Raw genomic sequence first — 20,187 nt, 5'->3', positions numbered from 1 at the left:
GGCAAAAATCAACCCGTTAGTGGACTTAAATGAAGGTGAATCTAATGAACAAGCTTTTATTTCATAATATACCGCTGGGCGCAACCGGTGAGCGCATTCCCCAGGCGGCCATCGCTTCAGCCCGGACCAGCCGCGAGATGGTGAAGTCGGAGGAAAGTGATGCCGCTTATTTCCGCAGGCTGGAAGAAGGGGGCATACTGCTCAATCAGCCGCAGATCGCGGCAGTACGGCATTATCAGGGGCCGCTGCTGACACTGGCCGGGGCAGGCTCCGGTAAAACCTCGGTGCTGATCTGCAGGACCGGCTATTTGCTGTCGGTACGGGGCATCTCGCCCAGCCGGATGCTGCTGCTTACCTTCTCGAGTAAGGCGGCTGCAGAAATGCGTGAGCGTATCGCCTTGCTGCCTGGTGTTGAGGAGAGCGATGCCGCCCGTCTCCAGGCCCGCACGTTCCACTCCTTTTTTCTCTATTTCCTGAGAAGACAAGGACTGCGGCAGGACATCTTTCATGAGACACGCCGTCAGCACATCCTGCTGAAGCAGATTATGCGGGAGCTGGGGCTGCCGAAGGATGCCTATCCGCCGGAAACACTGCTCGCCCTGCTCTCTTCCTGCAAGATGAATATGGGCGAAGCGGAGAATCTGCCGGAGAGCACAACAGCAGAACAGGAAATGAAAGCGATCCTGGTCCTGTACGAGCAATGGAAAACCGATAATTTCAAAATCGATTTCGACGATGTGCTGCTGATCGCATACAAAATGCTGCGGGAGCAGCCCGCGCTGCTGCAAGAGCTGCAGCAGAAATTCCAGTATGTCATGGTCGACGAATTTCAGGATACGAATGCGCTGCAATATGAGCTGGTCAAAATGATAGCCCATCCGCAGCATAATCTGATGGTTGTCGGCGATGATGACCAGACGATCTATTCATTCAACGGCGCGCGCAGCGAGTTCATCCTTGAATTCGAGAAGCTCTATCCGGGCGCCAAGGTAATCACGCTGAATATCAACTACCGCTCCGGCCCGGCTATTGTCGGCCTTGGCAACGGCATCATCCGCCATAACCTGCGGCGGCGCTCCAAAACCCTGCAGGCCGCCAAAAACAGCGGCAGCCAGCCCCGGTATCTGCGCCCGCAGACCGCGGACGAGGAGGCCGAGCAGATTGTTGAACATATTGTCAGCCAAGTGGACAGCGGTAACAGGGAATACCGTGATTTCGCCCTGCTCTACCGTGCTTCCAGCAGCAACCGGGCGGTGCTGGAGCTGCTCCTCCTGCGGGATATCCCCTATGTGGATTACGGGGAAGGCCAGCTGCTCTACGAGCACTGGCTGATCTCCCCGGTGCTGGATCATCTGCGGCTGTCGCTGAACCGGCGCAACTTCGCGGCTATGGAGAATATCCTCCCGACCCTCTATATGAGCCGGGAAAAAGGCATGGACCATATCCGCCGGATGGAGGCTGTCCAGCCCAAGCAAGGACCGCTGATCCATCTCCTGTCGCTGCCAGGCATGGAGGATTTCAAAGGCGCTAAGCTGCGGGACCGGCTGGAGCTGATCCGCGGTCTGGCGGCGTTAACACCGGTGCAGGCGATCCGCCAGATCCGCACGAACTTCTATGACTATTTCATTGAAGCCAATGAACGGCACCAGGCTACATTGCACCGGGAGACGCTCAAGGAAATGCTGGACGAGCTGGAGTCCTCGGCTGAACGGTTCGACAGCATCCCGGTCTTCCTCGAATTCATTGCGAATATTACCGAGCGGAATGAGCTGAGCCGCCAGCCCGGCCTGAAGGAGCAGGGCAACCGGATTGCGCTGATGACCATTCACAAGTCCAAGGGGCTGGAGTTCCCCGTTGTCTTCCTGATCGGCGCATCGGAGGGCATCCTTCCCCACAGCTCAGCGCTCGAGGGCGAGCGGCTGAAAGACCGGAAGACGGCCAAGCCCCCGGCAGCCAGCGCCTTCAAGACCCACAGTGAGTCCGGCATTGCCGCGCTGGAAGAAGAGCGGCGGCTCGCATACGTGGCCGTCACCCGGGCCCGGGAAGAGCTGTTCATCAGCTCACCGGCCAGACACCGGGGGAAGAAAGCGGAAGTCTCCCGCTTTATGCTGTCCGCCTTCCGCGCAGCAGCCGCCCCTTCCCGGCCTGCACCCGCCTCTGTGACGGTAACAAGAACCGGCGGGGCCAGATCGTATTCCTCCGGCAGCGGAGCGAATGTACGGATGCATACTGTTCCGGTCTGGAACTGTACCGGCACAAGCTGCCCGGGCTGGACCCGGATGAAGGCAGGCGGGGCCGAGGATCATTTGGCCTCCAAGCCCTGCCCGCTGTGCAGCTCGCCCATGGAGAAAAGCACCCGGGAGGTTCCTGTGTAATACAGGACAGACGCACCTATGGGCAAAGCCCCTTTCCACAGAACAATTGTGGGAAGGGGCTTTGCTTCTTTATACATATCCGGTTCTCAAATAGAAAGGACCATTGCTGCCAGAGCAATGGTCCTTCCTGTTTCACGTCCAAGCCCACAGAAAACCGTCGCGGTCCCAGGCGATTCTTCCGCCATGCAGCTTACGGAAAGCCTTCTTCACGTCCTTAGACAGCGAGGCGTTCCCGTTCTCATTGACAAACACAAACTGTTCGCCGAAATTGGCCTTAACATATTCAATCGCGGCGGTCTGGTGCAGGGTTCCGGTAAAACGGATCTCCTTGACCATCCATTCCGCTACCTCTTGTGCGGTAACTTCCATCAGGCTGCTGCCCCTTTCAAAATGCCATAAGCAATATTCCTCATTATAGCATGAATATGAAAGAAAGCCGTCCCCTGAAAGATATCGGGGCAAGTACGGCCCGCAGCCCGGATAAGCCTTGTTGTGATCTGGCGACACTAGCGGGAAAACCTCCAGCTAATTCGTCCAACTTCGCCTAACATCATAGTTTAGCGGGAAAACCTCCACTTAATTTTCCGAGAAACGCTGATTCGGGCCCATACAGGAGCGATTAGGTGGAGTAAATCCAACTAGCGTCCCTCTTCATCCCGTCCCGGCAGAATTTAGGTGGAGGAAACCCAACATAAGGATGATTTATGGCGTGCAACATATAAATTCTTATGTTTGTACAAGAGACGGCAGCCCCTCCGTGATCATCGCTTTAGAGGGTGCGAGTCCCAGGCAACGGCACATTAACGGGGCGAGCAGCAGCTGGGGCAGGGTCACGGCTCCCGCTTCCGGCAGTAGTCCGTTATTGCCGGATATGTACAGCGGCACCAGCCGTTCAGCCGGCGTTACACCGCCATGACACCCGTTAGCGTTCATCCCATGATCCGCCGTTATTATCACTTTATAGCCTTCCTCCACCCACTTCGGCAGCAGTGTGGCGAGCAGACCGTCTGCCCTGCGGACCGCCAGCTCATACTCCTTACTCTCCCCGCCGGAGCGGTGTCCGGCATCATCAATATTCATCGGGTGAATATAGAGAAAATGGGGATCATAGGCAGTGCGCAAATATTCGGCATCAGCGAATACATGACTGTCCGGGTAATGATCCTCAAAGTAGAAGCTGCCATGCTGGATCGGCTTCAGGACATTGTGCTGATGGCGGTCGGCAACAGGATCAAACGGCGCCGAGCTGTACAGCTCGCTGACCCAGTGATATGCCGCTGCAGCTGTGCGCAGATTGGCGGCGACAGCAAGATGAAAGACGCTCTCTTCATGGCTCAGCCTGACAATATGATTGGCGGTGATTCCGTTCCTCGATACCGGCGTCCCCGTCAGCAGCACTTCATACAGAGGCCGCGAGAGACTGGGCAGCTCGGACTGTACACTGCAGCAGGACATCTGACCCTGCTCTACCAGATGCTCCATGTAACCCATATATTTGCGGGCGGCATCGTACCGCAGCCCGTCCAGCACCACTACGATAAGCTTATTCGCTGTATCCGTCATCTTCAGGCTCCCTCCTGTTCCAGCTGCAGCAGCTGGGACGGGTCCAGCAAAAGGGTAACTCCCTCGCCCTCCCGCACGCGCAGCCAGCGTCCGTCATTCAGCAAATCTACGGTTAGGCAAATCCCCGCCGCCTCCACTACAGCCCGGATAATATTGCCGAGCACAGATACAGACTGTACCATCCCCTTCACAGAGGTCATGCCGTCTGTGTCCTCCCCCGGCTTGTCGCCTTCCGGCAGCAGCCTAAGTGCTTCGGGCCGGATGGCGAAGCTGTCCGCTGCGCTGCGCACGCTGCGGAACAGCGTCAGCGCCTCGGCCCGGGTCAGCACATTGTAGCTGCCCATGAACCGGGCGGCAAATTCCGTCCGCGGCGCTGTATACAGCTGCTCCGGTGAGCCCTCCTGAACCATCCGGCCCTGGTTCATGATGCAGATCCGGTCCGACAGAATCAGCGCCTCTTCCTGGTCGTGGGTAACGAACAGCGTCGTCATCCCCAGCCTCCGCTGGATCTGACGGATCTCCGCCCGCAGGTTCTTGCGGATCTTGGCGTCGAGTGCGCTGAGCGGTTCATCCAGCAGCAGCAGCTTCGGCTGGACGGCGAGCGAGCGGGCCAGCGCCACCCGCTGCTGCTGGCCCCCGGATAGCAATTGCGGATACATATCCCGCTTATCTTCAAGATCGACCATCGCGAGCAGCTCCCGGCAGCGGCTGCGCCGCGCCGCAGGAGCCATCCCGCGCATGCGCATCCCGTATTCCACATTCTGGCTGACGGTCAGATTGGGGAACAGCGCATAGGACTGGAACACCATGCCCACATCCCTGCTGCGCGGCGGCAGGCTCGTCAGCTCCCGCCGCTCCAGCACAATGCTGCCGCCATCCAGCTCGGCCAGGCCGGCGATGCAGCGCAGCAGCGTGCTTTTTCCGCAGCCGGACGGACCGAGCAGCGTGACAAGCTCCCCTTCGGCGACACTCAGATCCACTCCATTCAGCACCTGGGCATCCCCGAACCTTTTGCGGATCCCCTCAAGCTTCAAGTAATCGTTCATCCGGTCATTCCCTCCTCCACATGAGCTATCTCTTTCCCAGCGTCCCCAGCCGCATCAGCAGTGCCGACAGCAGAAGAATGAATACAAAATAAGAAATGGCGATCGCGCTGGCCAGATGCCCGCTCTCCCCGACCCGCCTGTACAGATACACCTGAATCGTCTGAATGTGACCGCCGACCAGCATATTCGTCAGCACAAACTCCCCGAACAGGACAGAGAACGAGAGCAGCGCAGATACGATAACACCCGGCCAGATATTCGGCAGAATCACATTCACAAAAGCGCTCCGGCGGCGCGCACCCAGCAGTTCAGCGGCATTCAGCAGCTCAACGGCGGATACGCTCAGCAGGCTGTTGCGGATACCCTGATACATATAGGGAAGAATGACCACAAAATAAGCCCCGACCAGCAAATAGGCGGTTCCCGAAATATTCAGCGGGCCTGAGGAATACGCTCGGATCAGACCCACGGCGGCTACTACACCGGGTACGGCATAAGGCAGAACAACAATCCCCTTCATAAAGCTCTCCCAGCACGGAAAATAAACCGTGATCACAAACACGGCAGGCAGCATGACTGCGAGGCTCAAGAGTACAGTGATCAGACACAGATACAGCGAAGTCCACAGCGCCTCCAGGAAGCGGATGTCCTTAAACATCTCGCCAAACCAGCCGAAGGTCCAGGCTTCAGGCAGCAGGGTGTTCTGCCAGTTCTCTGCGAAAGCATACAGCCCCGTCGCCAGCAGCGGCAGTAACAGATAAACCATGAGCAGCAGCATAAACGTACGCGGGGCAAGCCCGCTCCGCCGTGTGTTCATTGTCCCGCCTCCTCCAAGGCCGCAGCCCGTATGCCTGCTGAAGCTTCTCTCCGCCAGGCCCGTTTCCGGGGCGGTTTGCTGGTAAAACCTTCGGTTAGCCGGACCATCCGCTGATTGAGATAAACGGCCAGCAGCGTACTCAGAGCCAGCAGAACAGCCAGCGTGCTGCCCATCTGCGGCTGGGTCACCACATCGCCGGCAACCAGTGAGCCGATGCGGACGGCCAGCAGATTATAGTTGCCGCCGACCAGCGCATAGGCCGTCGCGTAAGCCCCCATCGCGTTAGCGAAGAGGATGCCCAGCGTGCCGAAGATTGCCGGTGACAGCACCGGCAGGCCTACGGTTCTCCAGAATTGCCAGGAGCCTGCTCCGAGCAGGGCAGCCGCTTCCTTCCACTGTTCCCGGATGCCGTAAAAAGCCGGATACAGCAGCAGCAAGGCCAGCGGAATCTGGAAATAGACATAGACCAGAATCAGTCCGGACCAGCTGTAGAGGTTAAAGTCCGAGAATACGCTCCAGCCCCACTGCTTGAACAGCAGCGTAAAAACGCCATTGTTGCCGAGCAGAATAATATAAGCAAACGCAAGCGGCACTCCGGCAAAATTCGAGGTCATATTCGAGAGCATCAGCAGCCTATCCCGCACCGCGGGGGTAAACCGGGTGATGCAGTAGGCACACAGCAGGCCGGCCGCGATGCCGATCACACTGGAGGCGACAGAGATCAGCAGGCTGTTCTTGATCGCCTGCATATAGTAAGCGCTCTGCACAGCGTGAAGATAATTACCCAGCGTAAACCCGGTTCCGTCCTCCCTGCGAAAGCTGCCTGTCAGCATGGACAGCAGGGGGACTACCTGAAAAGCGAGCACCATCAGCACAAAGGGAAGCAGGGCCAGAATGACCCCGCGTTGTCTCTGTTTCATCTTCTTCATTTAGTTCAAATGCACAAGCACACGTTCCTGCCACAGCTGCGGGATGCTCTTCGCCGTTTCTTCCCATGCCTTGTAGTCACCGACCGGCTTAGCGTTAACATATTCCTCTTTCGGCAGCAGCTTAGCAGATACATCTTCGGGCAGCTTGACGCTGTCACGGATCGGCCGGGCGTAGCCCTTGGCCAGATTAATCTGGCCCTCATCGCTGAGGATGTACTCACGGGTCAGCTTGGCAGCATTCGGATGGGGTGCCCATTTATTGATGATTGTCGCATACCCGCTCACGACACTGCCCTCCTTCGGAATAGCGACGTCAAAGCCGTCCTTGCCGATCTGATCCCGGTAATTCAGCGCATTGAAATCCCAGAGCAGCGTCATTTCCACTTCGCCCTTCTCGATATTGGCGAGTGAAGCTTCGGCATTGGAGAGCCGGCCCTTTTTAGCCAAATCCTCAAAAAAAGCAATTCCCGGCTCAATATTCGATTCATCCCCGCCAAAAGCAATTGCTGCGGCGAGCACCGCCATCTGCGCCTGCGCGGCTTTGGTCACATCGCCGACGATGATTTTGTAGCTGCCGTTCTTCAGGTCCTCCCAGCTTTTCGGCGGATCGGCCACCAGCTTGGTGTTGGTCAGGAAGGCGATGCTTCCCTGATAGCCGACAATCCAGTTTCCGTCCTTATCCTTGGCCCAATCGGGAATCTCATCCCAATAGGAGGTTTTATATGGCAGTGTCACCCCTTTATCCACCGCAACGGGACCGAAGGCAATCCCAACATCCCCGATATCGGCTGTCGGCTTGTCCTTTTCTGCCTCGAACTTGGCAATTTCCTCTGCGCTCGACATATCTGTATCTGTATGTGTAATTCCATACTTCCCTGTAATATCAGTCCACGTATCCTTCCAGTTGGCCCAGGAATCCGGCATGCCTACGCTGACTACCGCGCCCTCCGTTTTGGCGGCGGCTTCAATTTCGCTTAAGCTCAGCTCCGTTCCTGCAGAATTCCCGGTTTCATCAGCCTTGGCCTCCGAGTTGGAACAAGCGGCAAGCAAGAGGACGAGCAAGGACAACATCAGACCCATAGACAACTGCTGTTTGAATCTCTTTTTCATGATTTCCCGTTCACTCCTAAATTCTTATTTGCGGGCGTTTCTCTCTGTTCCAAGCTGCTGACTGCCCAACTGAAGTATAGTGGCCCAGTATTTGCCGGACGTTAAACGAGATAGAAACATTTGTAAATTAAACCCTGTAATATCCGCCCGGCCCCGTGAAATATTTACCTAAAAGGGCTAATCCCGCGAAGCTTCATACTTGGTATAATGGGCTTGAAACGGCGCTAGAGCTCATACATGGGGAGGAAATGCTATGGAGTCAGTACTTGAACGCGCAGTAAATAGATTGGGATGGAACGCGGCAGAGGTAGAGATACAGTATCAGAAGAGCGGTTTGACCAACCGGAACTACATCGTATCGAATGGTGTGGAGAAGGCGGTTGTCCGCATTCATGGTGCCCTCTCGGGAGATTTGGGGATCGACCGCCGGGCAGAATTAGCTGCCATGAAAGCTGTAAGCGTTTTAGATATTGCGCCTGAGCTGCTGTATTTTGAGGCTGGTCAAGCCGGGCAAGGAGTTATGATCACCCGTTTTATTGAAGGGCGCACCTGGGAATCCAGTGATCCGGCGGCAAATATCGAAGGTTTGGCGGCTCTGCTTAAAAAGGTGCACACCGTTCCCGGGATTGAATTCGAATTCTCCCCCTACGCAGATATTGAACGGTGGATTCATTTGGCGAAAAGCCGCAGGCAGCAGCTTCCTGAAGCCCTGGACAGCCTGCTGGAGCGCCTTCATCACATACAGGCCTTGCGGTCAGCGGTTGCGGACAGCTGCCGGGGGCTGTGCCATAATGATCCTTTTGCAAATAATTTCATGGATGACGGATCACTCCGCCTGCTGGATTGGGAATTCGCAGGGATGGGTGATATTATGTACGATCTTGCCTGTATCAGCCAGTCTCTCGAACCTGATAAGCAGACGGAGCTCTTAAACGCCTATTTCGGCTATACTTCCCCTGAGCTTTTACGCTCCCTTCAGGATATGGATTATGTGGTCTCGTTTTGGAATGCCATGTGGGCTACAACGCTGATGGACTCGGCGTCACACCCGGACTTTGATTACAGCGGCCTGGCTAACTATCTGTTCCATAAAATGGAGCGATCCCTATCACAGGGGAAGAACGGATAACAGTTACTTCGCGCCAGCAGCTTTCCTTACTTGAATAAGGAGTACCGCTGCCTCATAATAAACAGCCGCCCGTTCAACCGGGCGGCTGTTATGCGTTATCTCCGTTTTATTTTCCGGGAAAGAAACAATCCTACCGCTTCCGTGCCGCCACACTGACAACACCATAGCGGTACAGCACCCTGCGGCCGAACCAGCCGAACACCCGGTCCGTGAAGAAGCCCATGAAGCCCAGGCAGAACAGCCCCACAAAAATCCAGTCCGTGCGGAAGAACAAGCGGGAGTTCCAGATCAGATAACCCACACCTTCGTTCGAGGCAATCATCTCCGCGCCGATAATCGCCATGTAAGAGGTACCCATCGCCAGGCGGATTCCGGTAAAAATATAAGGTGTTGTCGCCGGCACAATGACATGCAGCAGGATCTGCCACTCACTGGCCCCCATGCTGCGGGCGGAACGGATTTTGTCCTCCTCCACCGCCATTACACCGGTCAGCGTATTCAGCGTCACGATGAAAAAGGTCGCGTACATGATCAGGGCGATTTTCGACTGCTCGCCGATGCCGAACCAGACCAGGAACAGCGTGATGAAGGCAATCGGCGGAATGAAGCGGATAAAATTCAGAAAAGGCTCGGCAAAAATCCGGATGATATTCACCTTGCCGATGATCAGCCCCACCGGAATCGCCAGCAGACTACCCAGCACCCAGCCCACCAGCACCCGGTAAAAGCTAATGCCGATATACTGCATCAGCGTGCCGTCGTTAATCAGCTCCTGCCCGCCTTTCAGTGTAGCCCACGGCCCGGGGATGACATCAGGCCCGTATATTGCGGCGCCCAGCTGCCAGATGCCCAGTGCGGCAATCCATAACAGAGAGACGGATACCCATTTTTTCTCCACCCATTTCATCAAGTGTCACCCCCTATTCTATTCTTCGAAATGTCCTTGAATTTGGTTATAGAGCGAGTAGAACTCCGGTGAGGCCACATCCCGCGGAAACGGCAGCGCATTGTCGTAAATATCGGTGATATTGGAGGAAGGACCTACGGACATAATGCCGATCCGCTCACCAAGCAGCAGCGCCTCCTGTATATCATGGGTGACAAAAATAACCGTCTTATGCGTTTCCCGCCAGATGTTGACCAGCTCCTTCTGCATCGTCCGCCGGGTCATCGCATCAAGAGCGCCGAAGGGTTCATCCATCAAAAGAATCGCCGGATCATTCGCCAGTACACGGGCCAGCTGCACCCGCTGCTTCATACCTCCGGACAATTCCTTCGGGAACTTCTCCTCATGCCCGTTCAGCCCGACAAGCCCGATGTAGCGGTCAGAGATCTTGCGGCGTTCCGTTTTGGGCGTCTTCTTCATCCGCAATCCGAATTCCACATTCTCACGAACGGTCAGCCACGGGAACAGGGAGGAATCCGCCTGCTGGAACACCACCGCACGGTCTCTGCCCGGTCTGTCGATCTCAACATTATCCACCTTCAGATTGCCCCCGGATTTGGAGACAAACCCGGCGATCATATTCAGCAGTGTCGATTTCCCGCAGCCGCTCGGGCCGAGCAGAACGAAAAATTCACCGCCTCTGATCACAAGATTCACATCTTTGATAATGTAATGAACGTCTCCGGCCGTCTGTTCACTGTAGCTTTTCCGGAGCTTCTCAATCTGAATGGTGTGCTGGCTCTGACTCGCTAGTGTAGACATTTGGACACCTCCTAAAAGTTTTGTGTAGCAACACTTCAATGATTAGACTTCGTACAAAACTTGCTTCGGAAGCATAGGCTTAGTTTTGTGTAGCAACACTTCAATGATTAGACTTCGTACAAAACTTGCTTCGGAAGCATAAGCTTAGTTTTGTGTAGCGGCTAGTTATTTCCCGTAAGTCACTGTATCCGGCAGAACCTGCTTCAGCGGCTCCAGATTCAGCGTGCTCTCCAGATCGAAGTCCTTCTCGATAATTCCCGCATCAATCATGTATTTCTTCTGGCCGGCCAGACTGTCATAAGCAGCAGGAGTAAAGCCGATGATCCATGGATTTAGAGGCAGATCCTTCAGCGTATTCTCCTTCGGCTGCTTCACTTCCGCATACATGAGATCCGCAACTTCGTCAGGATGGGCCTGGGCATAGGCTGAAGCCTCATCCACCGCTGCCAGGAATTCACCGATACCCTCGGGATTCGCCTTAACAAACTCGTCTCCGCTCACAAGTCCCATGCCCAGCCGCACCGGGGTTTTGGACATATCGCTCAGCTCATGCACCCCTTCCAGCGCAGCCAGCTTATCAACCAGCGCCGAACCAATTACCCATGCTGCATCAATGTCACCTTGCTTCAGGGCAATAAAAGCTTCGTCAAAACCGCCCTGTCCGGTTAACGTCACATCACTTAGCGCAATACCCTGCTCTTTCAGGTACTCATCCCACAGATACGGGATAAAGGTCCCCCGGATGAAGCTGAGGTTCTTGCCCTTCAGATCAGCGGCAGACTTGATATCGTCCCTTACGTAAAGCTTCCAGGCCGCAGCAGCCTGATCGGTAGCCTGGCCGGCAGAAGCGATAATCGAATAGCCGCCCTTGGATACCGCATTCAGCACCGGAAAGTCTGCACCGTATGCTACATCCACCTGTTTAATGAACAAAGCGTTAACCCCTTCCGCCGGCGAAGCGAAGGTGATGATTTCGGCGTCGATGCCATGCTTTTTGAAAAAGCCTTTATCCGCCGCTACCCGGAAAACCGGGTTCGTGTTGGTGTCGGCGATTTTGATCTTAAGTGTCTTGGGCTGATTACCCGCAGCCTCTCCTGAGGCGGCCGCGTCCCCCTTGGAGCTGCAGCCCGACAGGATAACAACAAGAGATATAGATAAGAGCAGGAATGCTGAACCGTACCATGATTTTTTCAAGACAATGCACCTCTTCGCTTAATTAGTGATCTAGCCTTTTTTCTGAAGAACGCCCTCTTCTGCTGTTGCCACACAAGCGGCGCCCTCCATGAACGGCAGGGTTGTAGCAACACTCACTACTGAATCCGATCCCTTGGGTGCGGCCCCCGGTACTCTGAAGCTGGTTACATCGATGGGCTCAATCTCCGTTTCCTGCGGTTTCTCAAGCTGCGGTACCCAGCTGTAAGGCACACGGTAGGAGCGGTAGACCATGTTGGTGTTTCTGCCGTCTTTATAAGGGGAGACATACTCCCAGACAATTTCATGCTCTGCCGTAACCTCGAACAATCTGCCGTTTGAACCTTCTGTGATCAGTGTATTGCCGTTCACGAGGCGCTGGGCCGAGCTGATATAGGGACTGTAGAATTTATAGGAGTCAGTAGGTACAGAGAAGCCGGCTTCTGCGGAGGTGTACTGCCACTCAATATCGAAGGTGACCGGATTAATCTCCAGAACCCTCGAGTGGTCGCGCACGGCATTCTTCTGTCCGTATGGTGAGGCAGGGTTAGGTAATCCGTAACCGCCCCAGCCGCCGTTATCAAATACGAGCAGGTTGCCTTCGCCCGGCAGCCCCTTCGGAATGATATGGGCATGATGCTGGCCGATAATCCAGCCGATATGCTTCACTTCAGGCAGGTTATAGTCGGGGCCGAGCCGCCAGACAATCGCGCCTGTTGCCCGGTCTGTAATAGCGATAATGTTTGCTTCACGGGCATCCCAGATGATGTTGTCCGGGTGGAAACGCGCATCCCCGTTATCGTAGTATTTGTTCGGTCCTACATAGGAAGCCGAGTTGATGTGCAGCCAGTCACCGACGCCTCCGCCCAGATGACCGAAGGAGCGTGTATTCGGATCACGGAACAGTACATTGCGGGCTGCTTCATCAAATCCAAGCTCTGCAAAATGATCACTCGCGGCCCATTCCCAGACAATATTGCCGTCAAAGTCCACCTCAATAATCGTGTCATCCAACAGTTCCTTGTTGGAGATTTCGTGGTTATGCAGGTTTTTGTGGGCCAGAATCAGGGTCTTGCCGCTGTTCACCTTAGGTTCAAGGCCCGGAGCATAATAGCCCACCGGATTGCCTTCCCGCTGATAGTCATGATGCTGGCGCGCATACCACAGCGGTTCGTAGCCGGGGTCTTCGATGTGCTCATAACCGTTGAATTTCCAGACAATATTGCCGTCCCAATCGACCTGTACCAGATCGACATTATCCTGAATGCCGAACTTCGGATCTCTTCGTCCTGTACTGCCCAGTACATAACCGCCCGGGAGGATTTTGGCAGGGAAACCGAGCAGCCCCTTCCACAGATGCACCTCTTTGCCGTTCATGTCGATCAGCACAACCCCTTCTTCACCTGCCTGATAGACGGTATAACCGCTCCATGCCTTGGCCGGGTTATACAATGTAGCTCCTGTCGGATAAATTGTTGAGTGTCCCATGATCATCTCTCCTAAAATTTTTTGTGAGTTTATGCTTCCTGAACCGTCTTCGTACAAAAAATCGCTTCGGAAGCATACGCTCAAAGTTTTGTTAGGGTTACTTCGTTGAACCAGCTTCGTACAAAACTCGCTTCGGAAGCATACACTTAATTTTTTGTGAGCTTATGCATCCTGAACCGTCTTCGTATATAAAACCGCTTCTTGTTGTTCTTAGTAGCTGAGATACTTGTTCTCTGTCGAGGGTTTTCGCGGCTTCTGTTCAGGGCGGGTCGCGGCGGCTTCGGTATTGTCCCGGGCCAGCTCCAGCAGCGTATCCGAGAATCCTTCCAGATTCCCGATAATCCGTTCATAGAACCGGCTCTGCTGCTCAAGCTCCTCCTCCGTGAAGCCCTCGAACAGAAGCGTGATACATCGGGCTCCCACATTGCTGTTGCGCTGCACCAGCTCCCGCCCTTTTGCCGTAATATTCAGCAGAACTGTCCTGCGGTCATCTTCCTTCCGCCGGCGTACCGTGTACCCGCCTTTTTCCAGCTTGTCGCTCAGTGCCGTGATGGCACCGGAGGTGAAATCGAGCTGCTCTGCCAGGTCGCCGAGCCGCTGCTCACCCTCGCGGATAATCTTGTTCAGGATCAGCATGCCCGGCAGGGCAATGCCCTCCACATTCACCCGGTCACGCTCCTTCACGAATCTCCTTACCATCTTGCGGAAGAGCCAGTCGGCCTCCTCCAGGCGCTCCCACTTTTCATCTGTCATTCGCTCCTGCCTTCCTCCATCAGCCAACAAAAAAAGGCTCCCGGCATACTCCCTCCATAGGGTAGTAATGCGGGAGCCTTTGGCGGTCCAATCGGCTCAGGTAATTATTTCACTGTTCATTTAATTAGTGGTGAACTATTGGTGTAATCATATACCCCCTTAAACCCACCTGTCAAGTATGAATTTAGACAAAAGTTAATTTTCCGCAACCCGCTCTGTATACTGCCGTATGAACTAGAGTAAACCTGGCACATACGATAACTCAAGAGGAGTGAGGCGAATGAAGAAATACAGTTTAAGTCTGCTGCTGTTCATCCTGCTGATTGTACCGGGCTGCGGGTTTGCAGAAAAGGTGGGGAATAGCGTCAGTTTCACTGCCGATACAGCTTCTTACATGCAAACGTTGACAGAATTCGGGCAGGAAATGGATTCGCTGGCAGCCGATGCAGCCACAGACCCGCAGGCTAAGGAGGCATTGATAGAAAGGCTGGCTGGTCTGAAGGAACAGATTTCCGGGTATGCCAATCTTCAGGTTCCGGAGTATGCGGCGGATCTGCATCAATCCATTGTGAGCTACAACGAGAAGCTTCAGCAAGGTCTGGATCAGGCTGCAACTAATCTGGAAGAGGGCAAAGCCGCCTTCGAATCGACAGGGATTCCCGCTACGATCAGCCAGATCAACGAGCTTTTGAACCAGCTGGGTCAGCTAACCCCTCAATAACAGCATTAATAAACGCCCGGGATATGGCATCAGCAGCTGCCATATCCCGGGCGCTTTTTCTTGTGCGTTATGACAGCCTAATCACATAGGTCGTGATCTGAAAGGCGTTATCCTTCAGCACAGCCGATGAAGCCAGCAGCTTCTTGCCGGAAGGACTCCAGCGCAGCTGGCCGGAAATTTCAATATCGCCAAGGAGCGGCGTCTGCTCCCCGGTCTCAAGTGTGGTAATGAACACCCCGTTCTGGTCATCGGCAGGGTTCTCGGCGATTAATGAATACGCCAGCATGCTGCCGTCCGGCGACCAGCTTGTTCCGAAGACCTGCTGGCCCGAGGCCAGCTCCGACTGCTCGTTGCCCTCGCTGTCACAGAGCACCAGCACCATCTCTCCCGGCTTAGTTCGCTTCACAATCGCCAGCTTGCTGCCGTCCGGGGACGGAATGGCCCAGACCACACTTTTTTTCAGAGCCCTGGACTGCTTGGTTTCAGTATCGTAGGCGTTCAGCTGCATCTCCTCACCGGTCACGTAGTAGATGATATTCCCCGACTGCCCCAGCTCATGGACATAGGGTTCGCCGGGCTTCACCACAGTCTCTTTATTTCCCTGTACATCTACGCTGTAAACAGTCCCATCCATACTGGGGAAAATCACATGCCCGTCGTCTGCCCACCGGCCTTCTTCCATCCGGAACGGGGCTTCATCCACCTTGACCGAAGCGCCTGTGGCAAGATTCATGATGTACCCGAGACCCACCACATCCTCTGCCTCTTTGTACAGAAGATACTTTTTGTCGGGGGACAGCTCCGCTGCACTATAGTTTTTGTCCCCTTCCTGGAGCGCAGTTTCCTCCCCGGAGGAAAGGTTATGCAAATAGAGATTATGCGGATAACGTTCCGTGCCTTCAATCGTCTGCGGGATAAGATTCCGGTTTTCTTTGTCCACCGCAATGACATCCTCACTAACCCAGTCCATGCCGCGCACACCGTCGACCTTGTCGATGCCCTCCAGCTTCAGCTTGGTGTATACAGATTCGCTGGTATTATCCATTACTGTAATTTGGGTACCCGACTTGTCAACGACCTGCCGCGACTCCGTATTCCCCGAACTGCATGCCGTAGTCAGCACAAGCGCTGTGCCCAGCACTACCTGACCCGCCCTGCGCAGCCTGCCGCTTGTTAATATAATCATCATTACTTCCCCCTACAGTGTTATTGCTCCAATGCCCCAAGCATACCGGAAGAGTATTTCAAAAACGCTGCATAATGTTTCCAACTTGTAAATCTTATTGATCCTCACACCATTACCGGAAAAGAAAGCTGGAACGCCGAGCCTTCGCCCTCTGTCTCCAGCAGGACAATGGTGCCGTTCTGCTTCTCGACCAGATTGCGCACCAGCGACAACCCGAGACCGGTGCCCCCTGACGCACGGGAGCGGTCGCGGTTAACCGTATAGAATGGCTCGAAGATTTTGTCCCGCGCTTCAGCCGGGATGCCGATGCCGGTATCGCTGATCGTGATCCATACCCGGCCCTCCCGGACCTCACTGCGCAGATGGACAGCCCCCTGCGGGACATTATATTTGATGGCATTATCGATCAGGTTGATGAAAATATGCATGAAGCTCTCTTTGTCGATCCAGATCTGCGCAGGCTCCGCCTCCAGCGTAATTGTCAGGCCGAACCGCTCGGCCTTGCCGTTCATCCGGCCGCAGATATCCCGCAGCCCTTCAGCTACCTCAAAAGACTCCGCCTGCGATTCGAAATCATATTTCTCCAGTGCGGTCAGCTGCAGCACCTTGTCCACCATCTCATACAGCCGGTCACTTTCCTTGGCGATATTGGTCTTGGCCTCCAGCAGCAGCTTGGGATCATCATCATACATATTAAGCAAGTCCACATAAGCCTTAATCGAGGTCAGCGGTGTCTTGAACTCATGGCTGATATTGCCGATATACTGCTTTTGCTGCTGTTCCAGCGCCTGAAGCTTCGTCACGGCGAGCTGTAATTTACGCTGCTCCTCATCCTTTGCGGCAATACTGCGCTCAATTTCCTTACTCATAAAATAAATCCCTTCGGCCAGCTCACCCAGCTCATCCCTCCGCGTAAGCGGCGGGGACGAGATATATTCGGTCCGGCGGATCGACTCTGCCGCCTTCTTCAAGCGGCTGATCGCAGAGGCGGCGCGGTTGAAATACAAATAACCGGTAATGAAGCTTAGCAGGAGCACTGCGGCTCCGGTCGTCAGGAACAGATTGCGGAGGGTCTGCTGAAAGCTTTGTGCACTCTTCAGCGAATATTGCAGCTGCACTACCCCCATCTGACCCTCCGGGCCTTGAAGCGGAGCCAGATAGAGCAGCTTGTCGCCTGCATTCTGGTAAGCGATCTTGTTCTGCAGCGCATAGGCCAGTGCATCGGCGGCAACAGCACTTCCCTGTGCAGGCTCACGCTGCACCGAGGTTCCTGCCTGCTCACCTTGCGCATCGTACAGCGTGACCTCAAGACCGGTAAAACCGGCCAGCTCGGCCGCCAGCTCACGCCCGCGCCGCTGCAGAAATTGCTGCGGAGGAAGCCGGACTCCCGTGTAGTAGGTCTGCTTCACCCGCAGATTAACGGTTTTGACATGCTGGGCGAGCGAGGCCTCCGCCTGGGTCAGTTCATTGCGCTCTACGCCGCGCAGCACGAAATAGCTCAGCACACTGATAGCCAGGATCAGCAGCAGCCCCAGGAACAGGCTGAATTTCAGCTTGATGCTGACTCTCATGCGTAGCTCCCGGCCGGTACAGCTTTATACCCGACGCCATAAACCGTCTGCAGCATATTCTGATACGGCTCACCGAGCTTTTTGCGCAGACGCTGGATGTGGATATCCACGGTGCGCGTGCCGCCGGCATAGTCCATCTCCCATACCTGCTCCAGCAGCTCTTCCCGCATATACACACGCTGCGGATGGGAGAGCAGGAGCAGCAGCAGATCAAATTCCTTCGGCGTCAGCTCCAGCTCTTCATCCTTAAGCTCGGCAGAACGCCTTTCGGGATACACTCGCAGCGCCCCATACTCGATTACCTCGCCGGCGGCTTCACCCGTCTTCTTCTCCAGCCTGCGCAGCAGCGCCTTGACACGGGCCAGCAGCTCACGGATTTCAAACGGCTTGGTCATGTAATCATCTGCCCCTAGCTCCAGCCCGACAATTTTATCGACAATATCATTTTTGACTGTCAGCAGAATAATCCCTATATCATCCCGGTTCTCCAGCCGGCGGCATACATCATAGCCGCTCAGCTTCGGCATCATCACGTCCAGCACCAGCACATTCGGATGGAAGGTCAGCACCTTGGAGAGCGCCTCCTCCCCGTCACCGGCCGTATCCACCTCATAGCCTTCACGCCGCAGCGCATAGGCAATTGCACTGGAAATGCTCTGTTCGTCATCAACAACCAGTACTTTTTTATTCATCGGCGGTTCACCTCTTACACTTATGGTTTATTTACTATCTGGCCCTGCTTCTCTTAATAACCGTTCTGCTTCCTGCTGATAGTATACCTTGGTTTGCCGGTCCACCCAAAAGCTCTACCATGCTTCCAGACGGTTCTCCGCTTGAAAGGTTGCCGTGATCATTTAAATGAACCCTGCCGCTGATTAAAGCGTATTACCCCGCAAGGGGCCATTCTTTAGGCAATCTTAAACCAGACTTAAGCTTAGCCTCAGCTTTCCCGGTTACAATGCACTTAAGCACATTTATCCTAACTGACGTAACCTATGACCCCTTACCGATATAACAAATAATGAAAAGAGGATATTTACATGAACATAAAACGAGTGATGATTGTCGGGACCATGATCGTAGCTATGTCTTTCGGAGGAACAGCCTGGGGTAAAACTGCCGCCATCGCCTCTCCGGTAGCCAAATGGTCTACTTCCGCAGCTGTGGCAGACAAGGACGAACTGCTTGAAGCACTGAACCAGTCCTCCGATGAAGAGCTGTACGAGGCAATTTACGACGGTAAGTCCCTGAAGGACATCGCCACAGAGAACGGCGGGAATATCAATCATGTCATTAACCTGCAGGTTGCACAGCTGACTCAGCAGCTGGATTCGCGGCTGGCTAGCGGAAGCATTACAAGAGAACAATACGCAGCGCAAAAAGCCGAGGTAAGAGAGCTTGTGACCCAGAGTGTCACTACTACGTTCGGCTGATTGCGGAATACTTAGATTATGAAAAAGGCAGCCCGCCGGCAAATGCGGGCTGCCTCTCTTTTATGAACGGAATTCTGGTTACTTCCCGGGTTCATTGCGGGAAATTTCAAGGATATCCAAGAAGAATACAAAGATCGGAATCCCGAGAATAAGTCCCCATACGCCAATATAGTGCTCGGAGAACAGCAAAACGATGAAGGTATAGAACATCGGCAGGTTCATCTTCGAGGACATCAGCTTCGGATTCAGGAAATAACCCTCCATAAAGTGCAGCACGGCGATCATAGCTAGTACATAGATGACCACTTCCAGCCCGCCGATATTATAGCCGATAATACAAAGCGGAACCAGCGAGATGACAAAGCCGACTACCGGAATCAGGCTGAGCAGGAAAATCATGATAGAAAGCGCAAACAGGTAAGGGAACGGTGAGAAGAACATGCCCAGAATCCACAGCCCTATAACGGTGAACACGGTATTGAACAGTGCGATCAGAATCTGCGCCTCAATGACTTTGCCAAAGGAGGAAATGAATTTTTTGCCGAAATACTCAAGCTCAACGTAGAACCAGGATATCTTGCTCTCTCTCAGGCGGGAAGTGAAGCTGACGATGCGGCCCTTTTCCAGGATGAAAACAAAGCTCAGAATGGTGGATAATACGAAGGTGGTGCCCCAGTTGCTGATTTTGAACACATAGTCAATTCCGCCCTTGAGATAAGACTGATAATTCAAATCCTTGAGCGTAACGAATAAGTACTGGGTAATCTGGTTTTGCGGGATGTCTTCAGGAGTTAAATTCGATAAAAAGGTGGTTAACTGCTTAATTTGCTCGAACACTTTGGGCAGGTATTTTACCAGGGCAAGTACAATCATGGTGATAAGGGCCAGGTACAACACGATAATAATGACCTTGCTGTTTACCCGGATATACTTGCTGATCCGCTTCGTCAGCAGAACCTGAAAACTGTTCATCACGTAAGCAATCAAAAATGTCAGGAGCACTAAATTCAGCATGTCTCTGATACTGTAGAGCAGAAGTCCGATCAACACCAGAATTCCAAAGCGCCGGATCGTTAAATTTGCGTAATAACGTTTAAATACTTCCATTGTTCCTCTCCATTCGCTTACTACTATAGACTTAATTATAGTCTACAGTAATGAAATCTT

General features: G+C 54.1%; 19 protein-coding genes. 4 read left to right on the top strand and 15 right to left on the bottom strand.

The features are described 5' to 3' along the window. Positions 1–44: 44 nt before the first annotated feature. Positions 45–2,375, top strand: coding sequence for a UvrD-helicase domain-containing protein (locus QU597_RS01665; RefSeq protein WP_310831083.1), 2,331 nt, complete (start codon positions 45–47; stop codon positions 2,373–2,375). A 132-nt stretch (positions 2,376–2,507) separates the two neighbouring features. Here QU597_RS01665 and QU597_RS01660 read toward each other — a convergent pair whose 3' ends face one another. From QU597_RS01660 to QU597_RS01635, 6 genes are all read right to left on the bottom strand, one after another. After that, positions 2,508–2,744, bottom strand: a complete 237-nt coding sequence (locus QU597_RS01660) for a DUF6953 family protein (protein WP_236336630.1) — start codon at positions 2,742–2,744, stop codon at positions 2,508–2,510. Between the two features lie 357 nt (positions 2,745–3,101). Next, positions 3,102–3,938: an alkaline phosphatase family protein gene (locus tag QU597_RS01655; RefSeq protein WP_310831082.1), complete on the bottom strand. Its 837-nt coding sequence runs from the start codon at positions 3,936–3,938 to the stop codon at positions 3,102–3,104. A 2-nt stretch (positions 3,939–3,940) separates the two neighbouring features. Beyond that, a complete protein-coding gene (locus QU597_RS01650; RefSeq protein WP_310831081.1) occupies positions 3,941–4,984 on the bottom strand; it encodes an ABC transporter ATP-binding protein in 1,044 nt (347 codons plus the stop codon). Positions 4,985–5,009: 25 nt separating this feature from the next. After that, on the bottom strand, positions 5,010–5,801 hold the full coding sequence (locus tag QU597_RS01645; protein WP_310831080.1) for an ABC transporter permease: 792 nt from the start codon (positions 5,799–5,801) through the stop codon (positions 5,010–5,012). Further along, the gene (locus QU597_RS01640; RefSeq protein WP_310831079.1) at positions 5,798–6,721 is read right to left on the bottom strand and encodes an ABC transporter permease; all 924 of its coding nucleotides are present in this window, start codon (positions 6,719–6,721) and stop codon (positions 5,798–5,800) included. The genes QU597_RS01645 and QU597_RS01640 overlap by 4 nt, the downstream gene beginning before the upstream one ends. A 9-nt stretch (positions 6,722–6,730) precedes the next feature. Next, complete coding sequence (locus QU597_RS01635; RefSeq protein ID WP_310831078.1) at positions 6,731–7,840, bottom strand: ABC transporter substrate-binding protein; 1,110 nt, start codon at positions 7,838–7,840, stop codon at positions 6,731–6,733. Between the two features lie 253 nt (positions 7,841–8,093). Between QU597_RS01635 and QU597_RS01630 the strand changes: the two genes are divergently transcribed. Further along, complete coding sequence (locus tag QU597_RS01630; protein WP_310831077.1) at positions 8,094–8,969, top strand: phosphotransferase; 876 nt, start codon at positions 8,094–8,096, stop codon at positions 8,967–8,969. Positions 8,970–9,099: 130 nt separating this feature from the next. Here the strand turns inward: QU597_RS01630 and QU597_RS01625 are convergent, their stop codons facing one another. The 5 genes from QU597_RS01625 to QU597_RS01605 all read right to left on the bottom strand — a co-directional run bounded on the left by QU597_RS01625 (position 9,100) and on the right by QU597_RS01605 (position 14,109). Beyond that, a complete protein-coding gene (locus QU597_RS01625) occupies positions 9,100–9,876 on the bottom strand; it encodes an ABC transporter permease (RefSeq protein WP_310831076.1) in 777 nt (258 codons plus the stop codon). An 18-nt stretch (positions 9,877–9,894) separates the two neighbouring features. After that, positions 9,895–10,677 carry an ABC transporter ATP-binding protein gene (locus QU597_RS01620; RefSeq protein ID WP_310831075.1) on the bottom strand — a complete coding sequence of 261 codons (783 nt, stop codon included), beginning with the start codon at positions 10,675–10,677 and terminating at the stop codon, positions 9,895–9,897. A gap of 165 nt (positions 10,678–10,842) precedes the next feature. Beyond that, complete coding sequence (locus tag QU597_RS01615) at positions 10,843–11,871, bottom strand: ABC transporter substrate-binding protein (RefSeq protein WP_310831074.1); 1,029 nt, start codon at positions 11,869–11,871, stop codon at positions 10,843–10,845. A 30-nt stretch (positions 11,872–11,901) separates the two neighbouring features. Continuing rightward, the gene (locus QU597_RS01610; protein ID WP_310831073.1) at positions 11,902–13,356 is read right to left on the bottom strand and encodes an aryl-sulfate sulfotransferase; all 1,455 of its coding nucleotides are present in this window, start codon (positions 13,354–13,356) and stop codon (positions 11,902–11,904) included. Between the two features lie 210 nt (positions 13,357–13,566). Continuing rightward, positions 13,567–14,109 (bottom strand): MarR family winged helix-turn-helix transcriptional regulator, encoded by a 543-nt coding sequence (locus QU597_RS01605; RefSeq protein WP_310831072.1) that lies wholly within the window; start codon positions 14,107–14,109, stop codon positions 13,567–13,569. 280 nt (positions 14,110–14,389) lie between these two features. Between QU597_RS01605 and QU597_RS01600 the strand changes: the two genes are divergently transcribed. Then, positions 14,390–14,830, top strand: coding sequence for a DUF6376 family protein (locus QU597_RS01600; RefSeq protein ID WP_310831071.1), 441 nt, complete (start codon positions 14,390–14,392; stop codon positions 14,828–14,830). Positions 14,831–14,897: 67 nt separating this feature from the next. On the opposite strand, the gene QU597_RS01595 is transcribed toward QU597_RS01600, so the two are convergent. The 3 genes from QU597_RS01595 to QU597_RS01585 form a co-directional block, all read right to left on the bottom strand. After that, on the bottom strand, positions 14,898–16,019 hold the full coding sequence (locus QU597_RS01595; protein ID WP_310831070.1) for a hypothetical protein: 1,122 nt from the start codon (positions 16,017–16,019) through the stop codon (positions 14,898–14,900). 101 nt (positions 16,020–16,120) lie between these two features. Continuing rightward, a complete protein-coding gene (locus tag QU597_RS01590; RefSeq protein WP_310831069.1) occupies positions 16,121–17,587 on the bottom strand; it encodes a sensor histidine kinase in 1,467 nt (488 codons plus the stop codon). Continuing rightward, positions 17,584–18,279 (bottom strand): response regulator transcription factor, encoded by a 696-nt coding sequence (locus QU597_RS01585; protein WP_310831068.1) that lies wholly within the window; start codon positions 18,277–18,279, stop codon positions 17,584–17,586. Before QU597_RS01585 ends, QU597_RS01590 begins: the two co-directional genes overlap by 4 nt. Before the next feature lie 348 nt (positions 18,280–18,627). On the opposite strand from QU597_RS01585, the gene QU597_RS01580 reads away from it, so the two are divergent. Then, positions 18,628–19,020: a hypothetical protein gene (locus QU597_RS01580; protein ID WP_310831067.1), complete on the top strand. Its 393-nt coding sequence runs from the start codon at positions 18,628–18,630 to the stop codon at positions 19,018–19,020. A 78-nt stretch (positions 19,021–19,098) separates the two neighbouring features. Here the strand turns inward: QU597_RS01580 and QU597_RS01575 are convergent, their stop codons facing one another. Next, positions 19,099–20,127: an AI-2E family transporter gene (locus QU597_RS01575; protein ID WP_310831066.1), complete on the bottom strand. Its 1,029-nt coding sequence runs from the start codon at positions 20,125–20,127 to the stop codon at positions 19,099–19,101. Positions 20,128–20,187: the final 60 nt, after the last annotated feature.

It is taken from the genome of Paenibacillus pedocola (genome assembly GCF_031599675.1).
Classification (GTDB): Bacteria; Bacillota; Bacilli; order Paenibacillales; family Paenibacillaceae; genus Paenibacillus_AQ; species Paenibacillus_AQ pedocola.
This window is presented reverse-complemented; position numbering and strand designations above follow the sequence as displayed.